Origin of the sequence: Metabacillus sp. B2-18, from assembly GCF_021117275.1 — a bacterium.
In the GTDB taxonomy this organism is placed as follows: domain Bacteria; phylum Bacillota; class Bacilli; order Bacillales; family Bacillaceae; genus Metabacillus.
The window spans coordinates 4,837,739-4,853,921 of record NZ_CP088245.1 but is presented as its reverse complement, the minus strand read 5'-3'; the positions used below and the strand labels follow the sequence as shown (position 1 = coordinate 4,853,921).

Here is a 16,183-nt window from a genome sequence, read left to right as displayed (position 1 = left end):
TACGAAATCTACAAATTCTGTAAAAGATTCCTTAACATTTGAGCTCTATCATAAGGATATATGCAGAAAAATATAAAAAGATACCTAGATTTTTAGGCATTTGGATGAAAATCATGAAATCAAAGGGGTTTTAGAATGAAAACATCACTATTAAATCAGTCAAAAGAGATAATAGGATTAGCTTTAGTTGCCGTTTTTATCTATTTTTTTCTCTTTTGGGATTACGAAACATTACAAAGGCAATTTACCATTCCTCAGAATCTATTAAACCTAAATACAATCTTTTTAAGTATTGTGATCGAGGCTATACCATTTATATTGCTAGGTGTTTTTGTTTCATCTCTCATTCAAGTCTTTGTCTCAGAAGAAACAGTTCAAAAATATATCCCCAAGAATATGATCGTTGCTGTTTTACCAGCGGCATTATTAGGAGCGATATTTCCAGTCTGTGAATGTGCAATTGTCCCTGTTGTTAGAAGACTTATAAAAAAAGGGATGCCATTGCATGTTGCGTTCGTCTTTTTAGCTTGTGCCCCTATTTTAAATCCTGTTGTTGCTGCCTCAACTTACTTTGCATTTCGAAACAATACGGATATCTTAATTGGGCGTATGGCTTTGGCGTTTTTATTATCAATGGTCATCGGATTAATTCTATATTTTCTATTTAAACAAAGTAATCAATTTAAAGTAACATCTGAAGAGTTAATTGGTAGAGGAGCGGACTCATCAGAAACACCTATAAAAGTGAACCGATTAAAAGCAACGATCTACCATGCAAGTGATGAATTTTTTGATATGGGTAAATACTTAATCATAGGTGCTCTTATTGCTAGTGTGTTTCAGACTTTCTTAGATCGAAGCATTCTTGTGAGTTTAGGCTCAAATGAATTTTCTTCACCTATTGTTATGATGGCTTTTGCTTTTCTTTTATCTCTATGCTCAGAAGCGGATGCGTTTGTTGCTGCTTCATTCGGAAGTGCGTTTGCACCAGGTGCTCTACTTGCTTTCCTAGTTTACGGGCCTATGCTGGATTTGAAAAACACGGTCATGCTATTTGCTTATTTTAAAACAAAGTTTGTCCTTGTATTTATGCTTGTTGTGACAGTTGTTGTATACGTAGGTGTTCTTATCTATCAAGCATTACTATTTTAATAGGAGGAATCTAGATGGAGCAGTCAGATCACTTAGGATTTCAGAAGTTTATTCGTGGTATTATCTTAGTTGGCTTTACAATGTTATTGTTTAAACTGATTATTTCAGGAAATATTACTAACTTTATTGCACCTAAAATGCTGCCGTTTATTTACTTTGCTACCGGTACATTTTTAATACTTGGAACAATTCAAATTTTTCGCAGTGATTCAAAAAAGGATATAGACCTTTTTTGTGATTGTGGATTAGATCATACTGCAAAAAGCTCACCAATAAAGTCTCTATTAATCTATTCAATCTTTTTGTTTCCGATCTTAACTGGATTTATGTTTCCTGAAGTCATTTTGGACAGCTCTATCGTGGCGAAAAGAGGAATTAACTTAGGAACATCTTCTGTTGCTGCGGAACAAAATCAAAACACTAGCACACAAGATGAATCAACTGAAGAAAGTACTACAACTGCAGTTGCTGATACTGATAATCAGCCTAAAAGTGTTGATGATTTATACATCGAGGGACTTTTAAATAGTGAGAAAATAGTTGTCACAGATGTAGAGTATCAAAAAATATCTGGATATCTTGAAACACATCTTGATGAGTTTGTCGGTAAAGAAATTGAACTAACCGGCTTTGTATACCGTGAGCCTGATTTTACTCAAGATCAAATGGCAGTTTCCAGATTCACCGTATCTTGCTGTGTTGCAGATCTTCAAGTAATGGGAACTCTCGCAACTGGTGACGAAGTAAAAAATTTAAAAAATGATGAATGGGTAAAGGTATCAGGAGTCATTGAGAAAACAGATCGAAATGGAGTAACAATCCCATCTATCGGAATTAGTTCGTTAGAAAAAGTTGAAGCACCTTCCGATCCATATATCTATATTTATTAAAATGGAGAAGTGTAGACTTTTGTTCTACACTTTTTTATTATTTCGAAAAGCCTAATCACACTTTTGTCGAATTCAATGATCTTCATGACTACTTTCAGCTCCATTTTTCTATTATAATAAGAGAAAGGAGTGTTTTATATGATAAATGTCCTATTTGTTTGTACGGGAAATACATGCAGAAGCCCTATGGCCGAGGCTCTTTTCAATCACTTGAAAAACTCAGATAACATAAGTGTGAAATCTGCAGGAGTTTTTGCTTTTGATGGCAGTACAGCATCTCCAAACGCAATTGAAGCCTTAAAGGAAAAAGGAATTACATGTGAACATCAATCCTCAAGCTTAACAAAAGACCTAGTTGAATGGGCAACTATTATTTTAACGATGACAAATCAACATAAACAATCGGTCATTGATCAACACCCTTATGCAGGGCGTAAAACATTTACCCTGTCAGAATATGTAGCAGATCAGGATGAAGAAAAACGAGATATTTCAGATCCATTCGGAGGACCCCTGCCGATGTATCGTCAAACTTTAGCAGATCTCGAAGAACTTATTACAAAGTTAGTGGAAAAGCTCGACAAATGATCGACATGCAGAGGAGAAACCATCATGAAACAGAAAAAGTATAAGTTTAGCTTAAGATTAAAGCTTGTCATTTTTACAACAGTACTTGCGATTATTACGTATTCAACAAGTGCGATCTTTATTTCATTTATAGTTAAATATGTTGACCACCTTGTGTCACCAGCTTTATTTACGCTCATTACTTTATTAATGGGAGTTTTCTGGTCAGGGGTCTTAGCTTACTTCGGATCAGGATTTTTGACAAGAGCATTAAAAAAGCTTGAAGTTGCCGCATACAAAGCTGCACAGGGAAATATTCATGAAGACGTACCTGTTTCAAATAGTGATGATGAAATTAGAGGACTTAGTGTAGCTTTTAACGAAATGCTTCACAATATGAGAAATATGGTTCAAAGCATTGAGTCAAACTTTCACTCTACTAATGAACAAGTTAGTCAAATGGCAACAGCATCTAGTAGTGCTTCAAACCAGGCGGATGAAATATTAGTTACTGTTCAAGAAATTGCCCGTGGTGCAGACCAATCGGCAACGGCTATTCAGGAAACTGCGACATCTGTTGAAGACATGATTGAATTTGCTACACAGGTTGAAGAGAAAGCAACAACATCAGAAAAGCTATCAAATGATATGGTGTCCTCATTAAATGAAACGAAAGAAGTTTATTCGTCACTAATCGGTGGAATTCAAACACTAGCAGAAGAAAATGAAAAATCAATGACAGCTGTGCGCCGTTTAGAAGAGAACGCAAATGAAGTATCATCGATCGTATCTCTTGTTGGGGAAATTGCAAATCAAACAAATTTACTCGCACTAAATGCTTCAATTGAAGCAGCTAGAGCAGGTGAGCATGGTAAAGGCTTTGCTGTTGTAGCTGATGAGGTTCGTAAGCTAGCGGATGAAAGTGCAAAAGCCGTTCAAGGAATAACAGGTCTAATTCAAAACATTCAACAAGAAGTTCAAAATGTTGTTGGCCAAATTGGGGAACAAGTAGAAACAGCTAGAAATCAAGCAAAAAATGGACAAGTATCAGCTGAAATCCTAAGCGAGTCAAGTCAAGCTATCTTAGATGTGGCCACTGCAGTTAAGCAAATTAGTGAGCTCATTCACCAACAAATGGACTCCTTACAAAGAACGGGTGCACAATCTGAGGAAGTTGCGGCTATTGCCCAGGAAACATCAGCAGGTGCGCATGAGGTCGCATCGTCCATTAATGAGCAGTCTGAACAAATTAATCACATGAATGATTTAGGAAAGAGACTAGCAGAAAGTTCAGAAGAATTAAGGAAAACAATTGATCGTTTTATTATTTAAGAGATAGAATAAAAATGGAAGAAATACGTAACCATAGGAGGGCAAGATGAGAGTAGCAATTGCATCAGATCACGGTGGAATCAATATTAGAAAAGAAATCATTGGATTACTTGAAGAATTAAATATCGAATTTGAGGATATGGGATGTGAGTGTGAAACATCCGTTGATTATCCTGATTATGCTCTACCTGTAGCGGAAAAAGTAGCAAACGGTGAATTTGATCGTGGTATCTTAATTTGTGGAACTGGTATTGGCATGAGCATCGCTGCAAACAAAGTAAAAGGCATCCGCTGCGCACTTGTTCATGATACATTCAGTGCCCAAGCAACTCGTGAGCACAATGATACAAACATGCTCGCAATGGGTGAGCGCGTAATCGGTCCTGGTTTAGCACGAGATATCGCTAAAATCTGGCTAACAACAGACTACCAAGGTGGGCGACACGCAACACGCGTAGGAAAGATCACTCAATACGAAGAGAATCAAAACTAAAAGGAAGTCGTAAATTCATGACAAATCTTCAAAAATGGAAGCAAGATTTATCTGAGTTATTAAAAGACTTAACAAATCAAGCCGAGCTTAACGAAGGTGATCTTCTTGTTGTAGGCTGTAGCACAAGTGAAGTAATCGGTGAAAAAATCGGTACGGCCGGCACAGAAGAAGTAGCTGAAATGATTTATGAAACATTCCATTCCATCCACCAAACAACAGGTGTGCAACTAGCCTTTCAATGCTGTGAGCACCTTAACCGCGCACTTGTTGTGGAAAAAGAGATTGCCAGAACAAAGGGCTTTGAAGAAGTAACTGTTGTTCCTGTGAGAAAAGCAGGTGGCGCAATGGCCACCTATGCCTATCAGCACATGCAGAACCCAGTTGTGGTGGAATTTATTAAAGCTGATGCTGGAGTCGACATCGGCGACACCTTTATCGGAATGCACTTAAAGCATGTTGCCGTCCCGCTCCGTAGCAAGATAACGGAAATAGGCTCTGCCCATGTCACAATGGCAAAAACTCGTCCAAAACTAATCGGCGGCGCACGGGCCGTCTATGAAAGCACTACAGAAAATCAATCTTGTCGTTAAAAAGGAACTAACTTTGGTTGGTTCTTTTCTTTTTGCGCAAAATTAGGAGAGGAGATGAGCGGAACTTTGAATTATCGATCATACGCATACGAACAGGGCTAGGGGCACTCAATGACTCGTGTATTGGGTCAGTCGCGGTATTTGGATAGGTCTTGGCTGAAGTGTGAATTAGGATACGAACATAAACCCTTAAAAGCAAAACTATGTTTGAATAAGGGGGAATCGGGACAAGAACCGGTATGGAAGGTCAAGTGGTGTCCCGATAACACGAGAATCGGGACAAGAACGGGTATGGAAAGTCAAGTGGTGTCCCGATACCACGAGAATCGGGACAAGAACCGGTATGGAGAGTTAAGTTTTGTCCCGATAGCGCGAGAATCGGGACAATAACCGGTATGGAGAGTTAAGTTTTGTCCCGATAGCGCGAGAATCGGGACAAGAACCGGTATGGAAAGTCAAGTGGTGTCCCGATACCACGAGAATCGGGACAAGAACGGGTATGGAAGGTCAAGTGGTGTCCCGATAACACGAGAATCGGGACAAGAACCGGTATGGAAAGTCAAGTGGTGTCCCGATAGAACGAGAATCGGGACAAGAACCGGTATGGAGAGTTAAGTTTTGTCCCGATAGCGCGAGAATCGGGACAAGAACGGGAATGGAAAGTCAAGTGTTGTCCCGATAGCGCGAGAATCGGGACAAGAACGGGAATGGAAAGATTAAGTCCGTATAATTGTGTAAAAACAAAAAGAGTCAAATTAATTCCTTTTGGTCACAATGGTTATCAGCGACGAAAAACCTTGTGGAGGAATTAATTTTGACTCAATTTCAGTTTAACCTAAATCTTGACAATTTAAAAGAATCTGTAATGAATTCTGATATTGATGCTGTCATCAAAGCTTCAATCGTCCTTGTGTTAAATTCTGTGATGGAGAAAGAACGAGATGACCACTTACAGGTTGGAGCTTATGAACGTTCTTCTGAACGTTTTGATTCTCGAAATGGCTACTATGATCGTGACCTTATTCTAAGTATTGGTAGAGTAAGTTTAAAAGTTCCTCGTACACGTAAAGGAGACTTTTCACCATCCGTCTTTGAAAAATATGCACGGTGTGACCAGGCGTTTGTCCTTTCTATGCTTGAAATGGTTGTAAATGGAGTTTCTACTCGAAAAGTAAAGAATGTTGTTCAGCAGCTTTGTGGAGAAAGTGTTTCAAAATCGTTTGTATCTTCCCTCACAGAAAAGCTAGATCCAATCGTACAGGCATGGGCAAATCGCCCGTTAAATACAATCTATTATCCTTATATCTTCGCGGACGCCATGTATATCAAAGTTCGTGAACATAATCGTGTTGTGCCTAAAGCTGTTTATATCGCGACTGCCATAACGGGAGATAACCAACGAGAAGTACTAGGTATAAGAGTAGATCATGTGGAAAGTTATGATGCATGGAAGGCATTTCTTCTACACCTTCAATCACGAGGTGTTCAATCCCCTAAACTATTCATAACCGATGCACACGCTGGCCTAAAGAAGGCTCTAAAAGAGGTGTTTGTTGGAACTGTTTGGCAACGCTGTACAGTCCATCTAAAGCGAAACATCTTTAATGTGATGCCAAAGAAAGGGATTGAAGAAGAAAAACTAGGGTTAAAGAGAATCTTTGAGGCTGTCAGTGTTGAAGATGCACGACAATTTAAAGATGAATTTATTGAACGTTTTGGAGAAAATCCTAAGATCGAGAAAGCCATTCAAACATTAGAGGATGGCTTCGAAGATGCCGTTCAATACTTAAATGAACCAGTTAGGTTTCAACAATTTATAAGAAGTACTAATTCATTGGAACGCCTCAATCAAGAGGTTCGAAGAAGAGAACAAGTTATCCGTATATTTCCGAATACTCAATCTGCATTTAGATTGATAGGAGCTGTTCTTATGCAAGTCAATGAGGAACAAGCAAAGAAGCAAATTACAAGAGGGAAACCAAGAAAAATGTAGGCCAAAACCACTATCAAAATCTAGTGGTAATTCCTAATTTCGAATTGACATTGAGCCTCCAGCGGGCATGATGTTAAGCCAGGAAGCCAGGAGTTTTACAACCCCTGGCTTGCCCTCCAGGCTATCATGCCCGCCCCTCAATGTAAATTCGAAATAATTCTTGCTTACTATACACGTTTTAAATAAGTTGAAAACCATTGTTGACACTTTTACACAAGAATATGGACTTGACTAATGGAGATTAAGTCCGTATAATTGTGTAAAAAGAAAAAGGGTTCATTTTATTCACTCTTGGCTACAATGTTTTCAGCTACGATAAACATGAAAAGAGGAATAAGATGACCCAGTTACAGTTTAACCTAGATTTGGAAGTTTTAAAAGATTCTGTATTAAATTCTGATATTGATGCAGTAGTTAAATCAGCAATTGTTTTGGTCTTAAATGAGTTTATGGAAAAAGAGAGAGATGATTATCTACATGCTGCTTCTTATGAACGCTCTGCAGCCCGTCGTGACTATCGCAACGGCTACTATGAACGTGAATTAATTATGAGTATCGGCAAGATACAACTCAAGGTGCCGAGAACTCGTGATGGTGAGTTTTCGACTACAGTTTTTGAAAAATATGCTAGATGTGATCAAGCTTTAGTGATCTCCATGTTGGAAATGGTTATTAATGGGGTCTCAACACGCAAGGTAACACAAATAGTTGAACAGCTATGTGGTAAATCTGTCTCAAAATCGTTTGTTTCTTCATTGACCTTGAAATTAGATCCAATCGTAAATGATTGGGCAAAGCGTCCTTTAAACGTCAAATATTATCCCTATCTTTTTGTAGATGCCATGTATATCAAAGTGAGAGAACACCATAAGGTGGTCTCAAAGGCTGTTTATATTGCCACAGCTATTACAGATAAGGGCCAGCGTGAAATACTTGGTCTAAGTATTGATCATGCAGAGAATTACGAGAGTTGGAGTCGCTTCCTTCAACAGCTAAAATCACGAGGACTTCAGTCTCCGAAACTAGTGATATCAGATGCTCACCAAGGCTTACAAAAAGCCATACAACGTGAATTTTTAGGTACTAGCTGGCAAAGGTGTAATGTTCATTTTAAAAGGAACATTATTGAAAAGTTGCCCAAAAAGGATTCAGCTGATATTCGTATGATGATCAAGCGTGTGTTTGAGGCAATCACTGTTGAAGATATCAGAACCTTTAAGAATGAACTGATGACTCAATTTGGAAATAATCCAAAGTACGAAAAGGCTCTTACTATTTTCGATGAAGGGTTCGAAGATACCATTCAATATATGAATCATCCAGTGAATATGCGCCCTCATATACGAAGTACGAACTCTCTTGAACGATTAAATCAAGAAGTACGAAGAAGAGAAAGAGTTATTCGTATCTTCCCAAACACACAATCTGCTTTTCGTTTAGTAGGAGCTGTTTTAATGGAATACCAAGAATCTGTTTACTCTACAAAATCTATAAGAAGATGCTAATTTTTTCGTAGCTTCCATTATGGAATGATCACATATCCAGGAAAGACTGTCAAAGTGAGGAACCTTTGACAGCCTTCCCTGGATATGTAAGTGAAAGCCCATGGAATTTACGCAAAAAAAAATGTAGGGGATAATACACATATCCAAATGTAGTAGTTGAAAACATTGTATTAAATTTACACAATATTCTGGACTTGACTATGGAGAGTTAAGTTTTGTCCCGATAACACGAGAATCGGGACAAGAACGGGTATGGAAAGTCAAGTGGTGTCCCGATAACACGAGAATCGGGACAAGAACGGGTATGGAAAGTCAAGTGGTGTCCCGATAGCGCGAGAATCGGGACAAAAACAGGTCAGACAAGTAAAATCATGTCTCGATCCAACGAGAACTAGGACAAGCCCTGATCCACCAAGCAGAATTCATCTCACTATAGTTTCTTCGCCACAATTTTCTATATCAATATCATACACTCACACAACACTCCAATACACGTAACTACCAAGTCCACAACTTCCCAATCCAATCCAAATCTAATCCCCCTCCTGTAACATACTATAGATCTCAATCATACTACCTTAAGTTATAAAACATTTTTGTGAATTCACCAGCGTAATCTTCCCACCCTAAGCCATACTAAAACCGTCACAACACCTGCAAACGGTTACCTCAAAACATTTTTTAAGAAGTCTCAAAATATTCTATTATTATGGTTGACATTGTGAGAAAAAGTAACGACAATAGGTTGTATATTATAAACATGAGGGTGTTATTCAACCGAATGTTTGCATTATCAACTACATATAATATTCGCTTTTAACACAAAGTTTGACACGAAACCCGAAAAACTTCACAATTATTTCAGAAAATCTTTTACATTCCAACGCATTAGCGTGTAAAATATAGATGGAATTATACGTTGTGAAAGAGTTCGATGAAAAACCAATACCAACTGTTTTTTAAATGAAGGGAGATACGAACGAATGAAACATTTACCAGAACAAGATGCAAAAGTATTTGAAGCCATTCAGTTAGAACGTACTCGTCAAGAAACTAAGATTGAACTTATTGCCTCTGAAAACTTTGTTAGTGAAGCAGTAATGGAAGCTCAAGGATCTGTTCTTACAAACAAATATGCAGAAGGTTATCCAGGTCGTCGTTATTATGGTGGTTGTGAGCATGTGGACGTTGTTGAAGATATCGCAAGAGACCGTGCGAAGGAAATCTTCGGAGCTGAGTATGTGAACGTTCAGCCTCACTCTGGTGCACAAGCAAACATGGGTGTTTATTTCACAATTTTAGAGCATGGTGATACAGTTCTTGGAATGAACTTATCTCACGGTGGTCACTTAACACATGGTAGCCCTGTTAACTTCAGTGGTGTTCAATACAATTTCGTTGAGTATGGTGTTGACGAAGAAACTCACCGCATCAACTATGAAGATGTGTTAGAAAAAGCTAGACTTCACAAGCCAAAGTTAATCGTTGCTGGTGCAAGTGCATACCCAAGAGCAATCGACTTCAAAAAATTCCGTGAAATCGCTGATGAAGTGGGTGCTTACTTCATGGTGGATATGGCACATATCGCTGGTCTTGTTGCTGCAGGACTTCATGAAAACCCAGTGCCATACGCAGATTTCGTAACAACGACTACACACAAAACACTTCGTGGACCACGTGGTGGGATGATTCTTTGTAAAGAAGAGTTCGGTAAGAAAATTGATAAATCAATCTTCCCTGGTATCCAAGGTGGACCGCTTATGCATGTTATCGCAGCAAAAGCTGTATCATTTGGTGAAACTCTTCAAGATAGCTTTAAAACATATGCTCAAAACATCATTGATAATGCAAAACGTTTAGCAGAAAAGCTTCAATCAGAAGGTTTAACACTTGTATCTGGTGGTACTGATAACCACTTATTATTAGTAGATGTTCGTTCTCTTCAGTTAACTGGTAAAGTGGCTGAGCACGTATTAGATGAAATCGGAGTTACTGTTAATAAAAACACAATTCCATTTGAAACAGAAAGCCCATTCGTAACAAGTGGAATCCGTATCGGAACTGCTGCTGTAACAAGCCGTGGCTTTGGTTTAGAAGAAATGGATGAGATCGGAAGCATTATTGCGTTTGCATTAAAAAATCACGAAGATGAAGCGAAGCTTGCTGAAGCGAAACAACGCGTTGAAAACTTAACAAGCAAGTTCCCTTTATACCGTAACTTATAAAAAGAAAGAGACCAACTTCGAATGATGAAGTTGGTCTCTCTTTTTATACTGATTTCAGCGGTAACTTAATTTCAACCTTTGTACCGGCATTTTCTTTACTACTAAATTCAATTTTCCCTTTATGTGCCTCGATAATACGGAAGCTTACCATTAGACCTAATCCTGTGCCTTTTTCTTTTAATGTGTAAAAAGGTTCCCCTAGTCGGGTGATCACATGTTCTGGAATGCCACAGCCAGTATCTTTTATGTTGATGGTAACATATCCGTTGTGAGATAGTTCCACTGACACATCGAGCTGACCGCCGGCTGGCATTGATTCTATTGCATTTTTTATTAAATTAATAAAGACTTGTTTTAACTGGTTTTCATCACATATGATAGGAATTTCTTCCACAGACGTATTTCTACTAATAATCTCTATATTGTTGAGTATAGCTTGGGGTTCAATGATGGTTAAGACGTGATTAACTATCTTTCTTAAATCATGTTCTTGATATTTAATTGCTTGTGGCTTTGCAAGAATCATAAAATCATTAGTAATTAGTTCGATCCGGCTTAACTCTGAGAGCATAAGATCAACAAATTGCTTCTCTCTCTCTTGGGCATCCTTACCTAAGATTTGGGTAAAACCTTTTAAGGTAGTTAACGGATTTCTAATTTCATGGGCAATACCAGCTGCCATCTCTCCAACTACAGCGAGCTTTTCTGATTTTCTTAGGAGATCTTCGGTTTTCTTTAATTTTGTAATGTCTATACAGGAGCCGATAATTTCCTGTACTTCAAAATTACGAAGAATCGGTTTCAGAGTTACGGCATAAATGCCTGTATGTCTTTCAAACTCAAAGGTTCTTTCGTTTCCTTCCCATGCTTTTTGTAAATTTGAATAGATTGTTGTGCCGAGATGACCACAACTGCCGGGATATAAGGTAAAGCCAACAATATCACTGGAGATTCCCATATCATTTAGAAGCTCTCCGTGGCAAAGAGTAATCGTAAAATAATCATCAATCTTTTTAAATTTAGCAAAAACTCCTTGATGCTCTTGTATCATTTCTTTTAACTCTTCTTCAACTTGCTTAAGCTTTTCTTTAGCGACTCTTTCCTCAGTTATATCCCTTGCTATAGCAGCAAATTGAATATACTCATCGAAATAAATAGGGTATATCGTAAAGTTTACTCTAATTGAACTAGGAGGTTTTGCTCCAATTTCATAATCAATCATTCTGTTCCCTTTTAATACTTCCTTAATTAGAACATTCAATTCCTTTTCAAATAGTGGAAACGTTTTTGAAAGTGGTGTTCCTAGAACTTGTTCAGATTTTAATTTAGTAAGCTTTTCAAAGCCTTTGTTAACTTTAACAACATTCCCGTTTTGATCACAAAGAGCAATACTATCAGGTGTGTGTGTGAAAAATGATTCTAATATTCCTTGTGTAGCGGCTAGGTTCTTCTCCGCCTTTTCTTTATGTACAAACGTTAAGTGAAGATTAGAATAGAAAAACGCCCGGTAAATAAAGGTGTAGGCAATCGCTTTGTAAACATGTCCAATAATATTTACTAAATCATGTACGCTTTGATATAACGTAATTTGAAATCCGCCTATTATTAAAAGAACAAAAGCAAATATTAAATAGATGTTTGAATCTGTTTTCACATGGTTTAATTTGCGTAAAACTAAAATAAATGAGAGGAAATGCAAGCCATTAAAAACATATTCAAGTACATTTTTAAAAGGTGTTGGTCCGGTTCCTTCAATGATTAATTGGGGAGCTTGAGGTCCGAAGGTATAAATCAAAACAGTTAGTAATGCAAGAAAAATAAGCGTACCTAATAGGATCAATTTTCTGTTAAGATTCCTTACAGTTTTCTCATCATAAAAAAATAATATTGCCAAGGAAATGGCTTCGATTGCTCGTGCAACGACCCAAAACCAAGCAGTCTTATTGATTGAACTCTCAACAAATAACGGAGGCATACCCGAATAGGTTATTGTGTGCATAAAATCAAAATAGCCGACAGCTAAAAATACAAAGGGCACAAATAGCAAGGTAGTTGGTGGGTTATGACCAAAGGCCTTCCATCCAAAAACAAAAATAATGAACGAGATAAACACACTATACGTTTCAAGAATTAAGTGTATACTTAAATGATTTTTAGGATCATAAAAAGATTGAAATTGAAATTGAATGAGGTATAACAAGAGTAACGGTACGAAAGTATAAATAAATGAGATCGTATAGGCCTTATGGTGGTCCTGGTATGCTTTCATGATGATCAGCCTTTCTTAACTAACGATAAACCTTATATATTGAAATTTTCGACAAAGACAGAGGGTTTTCCTCTAAGTTCTGGCATGTTTTTTCAATATATGTAGAAATAAGACGAACTCGCTTGAAACTATGCATTTTTTTCTGTAAAATCTATTGAAGTGTCAAAGAAAAGGAGATGATTTGATGGGGAAAGTATACGTATTTGATCATCCATTAATTCAACATAAACTTACATATATTCGTGATGTGAAAACTGGAACAAAAGAATTTCGTGAGCTTGTTGATGAAGTAGCAAGCTTAATGGCGTTTGAAATTACAAGAGATCTTCCACTAACGGAGGTGGATGTTGAAACTCCTGTTACAACAGCAAAGTCAAAAGTACTTGCTGGGAAAAAGCTTGGAATCATTCCGATCCTTCGTGCAGGATTAGGTATGGTTGATGGAATTTTAAAATTGATTCCTGCTGCAAAGGTAGGTCATATCGGGTTGTATCGTGATCCTGAAACATTACAGCCTGTCGAATACTATGCAAAGCTTCCTTCTGATGTAGAAGAGCGTGATTTTATCGTTGTCGATCCTATGCTTGCAACAGGTGGTTCAGCAGTGGAAGCCATTAACAGCTTGAAAAAACGCGGTGCAAAAAATATCAAATTCATGTGCTTAATTGCTGCTCCAGAAGGTGTAGAAGTTGTAAAAAAAGCTCATCCTGATGTTGATATTTTTATTGCGGCTTTAGATGAAAAGTTAAACGATCACGGGTATATCGTTCCAGGCTTAGGTGATGCTGGAGACCGTCTATACGGAACAAAATAGAAGAAAGATAAGGTCAGATCTAACACAGTTGTTAGATTCTGGCCTTTTTTTGTACATGTTTTTTCCATGAGCGAACAAACTATAAAGGAGGTGGAACAAGATGGGAATAAAAAAAGTACTTTACATCATGCTTGTGACAACAATTTGTTTTCCTAACATGGCAATTGGAGAAACCTTTCCAAACAGGCCTCCACTTCCAAATAAAACACAAGAAGAAATTCAAAAAGTTATGGTAATCGTCAAAAAAGAGGATTTTCATTCTTTCCAAAAAAAGATAGAAGGCTTCTCTCGACTAACGATCAACCAAACCTATCAGCATGTTTTTTATGGCTTTTCAATTGAAGGTAGAACCGATGACATCATGACTTTGAAAAAAGATCCGGCCGTTATTCATTCCAGTTCTGTCGTTTCTTATGCATCACAGATTGATGAAAGTGTTCCGTTCATCGGTGGTGAGGATGTGAGAGGCTTATTTGATCGAAGTGATCATCGCTTAACTGGTGAGGGAATAAAGGTTGCTGTGATTGATACGGGTGTTGATTATCATCATCCTGATTTAAGAAGAAGTTATCTTGGTGGCTTTGATGTTATAGATGGTGACCAAGATCCGATGGAAACAATGGCTCAGGACGGAAGTGAAACAATTCATGGGACACATGTAGCCGGAATTATTGCCGCTAATGGAAAACTGAAAGGTGTGGCACCGGAAGCAGAAATTGTGGCTTATCGCGCGCTCGGACCCGGTGGTATGGGAACATCTGATCAAGTGATTGCTGCAATTGATCGAGCGATAAAAGATAAAGTAGATATTATCAACTTATCGCTAGGTAACAATGTGAATGGTCCGGATTGGCCGACAAGTTTGGCGCTTGATCGAGCTGTTGAAGCAGGAATTGTTGCCGTTACTTCTAGCGGAAATTCAGGTCCTGGCCTTTGGACAGTAGGTTCTCCAGGAACATCTTCAAAAGCGATCTCTGTTGGTGCGTCTTCACCTCCGCTACATATGCCTTATCTAAAAGTGGGCGGAATAAAAGAAGGGATCACCATTCACTCATTGCAAGGAGCGGAGTCATGGCAATTAAAAGGGTTAGACGAGATTGTTGATGCAGCTTTAGGTTATAAAGAAGATATGAAAGATTCCGTGAGAGGAAAAATAGTTTTAGTGGAAAGAGGGAAAATCTCTTTTACCGAAAAAGTGCTAAATGCAAAAGAACAAGGAGCTAAAGCAGTGCTCATTTCTAATAATGTAAAAGGAAATTTTGCGGGGGCATTGGAGATACCGCTTGATATACCGGTTGCCTCCATATCGAAAGAAGATGGGGCGGCGATTAGAAAGCAGCTGAAGCAGCATCCTAGTATACGAACAGAGTATAAGAAAGAAGAAGACCAGCTTGCTGATTTTAGCTCGCGAGGTCCTGTTACAAGTACATGGGCGATAAAGCCAGATGTTGTCGCGCCGGGTGTAGCAATTGAAAGCACTGTTCCTGATGGTTATTTAGCATTACATGGAACGAGCATGGCAGCGCCACATGTGGCAGGAGCATGCGCACTAATCAAGCAGGCCCACCCAGATTGGAATCCGGAGCAAATAAAAGCGTCCTTAATGAACACGGCAACAAAATTAACAAATGATAATGAAAAAGTGTTAAAGCCAAATGAACAAGGTGCTGGAAGAATTAATATTAAAGAAGCTGTTGAGGCAAAAGTTCTTGTATATCCAGGTTCATTAACATTTGGACAGTATGAAACAAATCATCCACGAACGAAAAAAACAGTAAAAATTACAATAGATAATCAATCAAATAAAGAAGAACATATCTATTTTGATATGCCGAAAAATAAACCTGGGGTTAGGTGGGAACTGCCAAAAAATATAAACATCAAGCCAGGTGAGAAAAAGCAGGTTGAAATAAGCCTAGATCTTACTCCAAGTCAGTTAACGCCAGGTATTCATCAAGGGTGGTTAAAATTACAGCAAGATGGAAATGATATTGAAGTTCCTTATGCGTATGTTGTAGATGAGCCGAATTATCCGAGAATTATGGGCTTTGAATTTGCTTATAGTGATGAGCCTGGGGTTTATAAATACCGGATGTACTTACCAGGTGGGGCGGATGAAGTGGGGATTGCCTTGTACGATCAGGATACTTTGGCATTTGTCGGCTATTTAGACTGGCTGCACGATGCTCCCCGTGGGTTAGTTGAGAAGGAAGTGAAGCTAGAAGAACTTGATATACCTGAAGGAAACTATAAAGGAGTCATCTTTGCAAATAAAAGTGGGAAAGAGGACTTGATAGAAACAGATATTTTACTTGGTGAATAATTAAGTGAATGTACCTAGTCAAGGGGGTTA

At 38.1% G+C, this 16,183-nt stretch carries 12 protein-coding genes; 11 read left to right on the top strand and 1 reads right to left on the bottom strand.

What is annotated here, in order from left to right; translation table 11 throughout:
* Window positions 1-135: 135 nt before the first annotated feature.
* The 9 genes from LPC09_RS24270 (at window position 136) to glyA (ending at window position 10,747) form a co-directional block, all read left to right on the top strand.
* The gene (locus LPC09_RS24270) at window positions 136-1,152 is read left to right on the top strand and encodes a permease (protein ID WP_231308637.1); all 1,017 of its coding nucleotides are present in this window, start codon (window positions 136-138) and stop codon (window positions 1,150-1,152) included.
* A gap of 14 nt (window positions 1,153-1,166) precedes the next feature.
* Window positions 1,167-2,042: a TIGR03943 family putative permease subunit gene (locus LPC09_RS24265; protein WP_231308636.1), complete on the top strand. Its 876-nt coding sequence runs from the start codon at window positions 1,167-1,169 to the stop codon at window positions 2,040-2,042.
* 138 nt (window positions 2,043-2,180) lie between these two features.
* On the top strand, window positions 2,181-2,630 hold the full coding sequence (locus LPC09_RS24260) for a low molecular weight protein arginine phosphatase (RefSeq protein ID WP_269217410.1): 450 nt from the start codon (window positions 2,181-2,183) through the stop codon (window positions 2,628-2,630).
* 24 nt (window positions 2,631-2,654) lie between these two features.
* Entirely contained in the window at window positions 2,655-3,941 is a 1,287-nt protein-coding gene (locus LPC09_RS24255; protein ID WP_231308635.1) for a methyl-accepting chemotaxis protein, read from the top strand.
* A gap of 46 nt (window positions 3,942-3,987) precedes the next feature.
* Window positions 3,988-4,434, top strand: a complete 447-nt coding sequence (gene rpiB, locus LPC09_RS24250; protein WP_098795452.1) for a ribose 5-phosphate isomerase B — start codon at window positions 3,988-3,990, stop codon at window positions 4,432-4,434.
* Window positions 4,435-4,451: 17 nt separating this feature from the next.
* Window positions 4,452-5,024, top strand: coding sequence for a TIGR01440 family protein (locus LPC09_RS24245; protein WP_231308634.1), 573 nt, complete (start codon window positions 4,452-4,454; stop codon window positions 5,022-5,024).
* Between the two features lie 814 nt (window positions 5,025-5,838).
* Window positions 5,839-7,017, top strand: a complete 1,179-nt coding sequence (locus tag LPC09_RS24240; RefSeq protein ID WP_231308292.1) for an IS256 family transposase — start codon at window positions 5,839-5,841, stop codon at window positions 7,015-7,017.
* A gap of 338 nt (window positions 7,018-7,355) precedes the next feature.
* Window positions 7,356-8,522 carry an IS256 family transposase gene (locus LPC09_RS24235; protein ID WP_098798984.1) on the top strand — a complete coding sequence of 389 codons (1,167 nt, stop codon included), beginning with the start codon at window positions 7,356-7,358 and terminating at the stop codon, window positions 8,520-8,522.
* Between the two features lie 983 nt (window positions 8,523-9,505).
* Window positions 9,506-10,747, top strand: coding sequence for a serine hydroxymethyltransferase (gene glyA, locus LPC09_RS24230; protein WP_231308633.1), 1,242 nt, complete (start codon window positions 9,506-9,508; stop codon window positions 10,745-10,747).
* Between the two features lie 43 nt (window positions 10,748-10,790).
* Here the strand turns inward: glyA and LPC09_RS24225 are convergent, their stop codons facing one another.
* On the bottom strand, window positions 10,791-13,016 hold the full coding sequence (locus LPC09_RS24225) for an MASE3 domain-containing protein (RefSeq protein WP_176550967.1): 2,226 nt from the start codon (window positions 13,014-13,016) through the stop codon (window positions 10,791-10,793).
* Window positions 13,017-13,200: 184 nt separating this feature from the next.
* Here LPC09_RS24225 and upp point away from each other — a divergent pair, with 184 nt between their 5' ends.
* Window positions 13,201-13,830, top strand: coding sequence for a uracil phosphoribosyltransferase (gene upp, locus LPC09_RS24220; protein ID WP_231308632.1), 630 nt, complete (start codon window positions 13,201-13,203; stop codon window positions 13,828-13,830).
* Between the two features lie 100 nt (window positions 13,831-13,930).
* Window positions 13,931-16,153: a S8 family serine peptidase gene (locus LPC09_RS24215; RefSeq protein WP_269217409.1), complete on the top strand. Its 2,223-nt coding sequence runs from the start codon at window positions 13,931-13,933 to the stop codon at window positions 16,151-16,153.
* The last annotated feature ends 30 nt before the right edge of the window (window positions 16,154-16,183 follow it).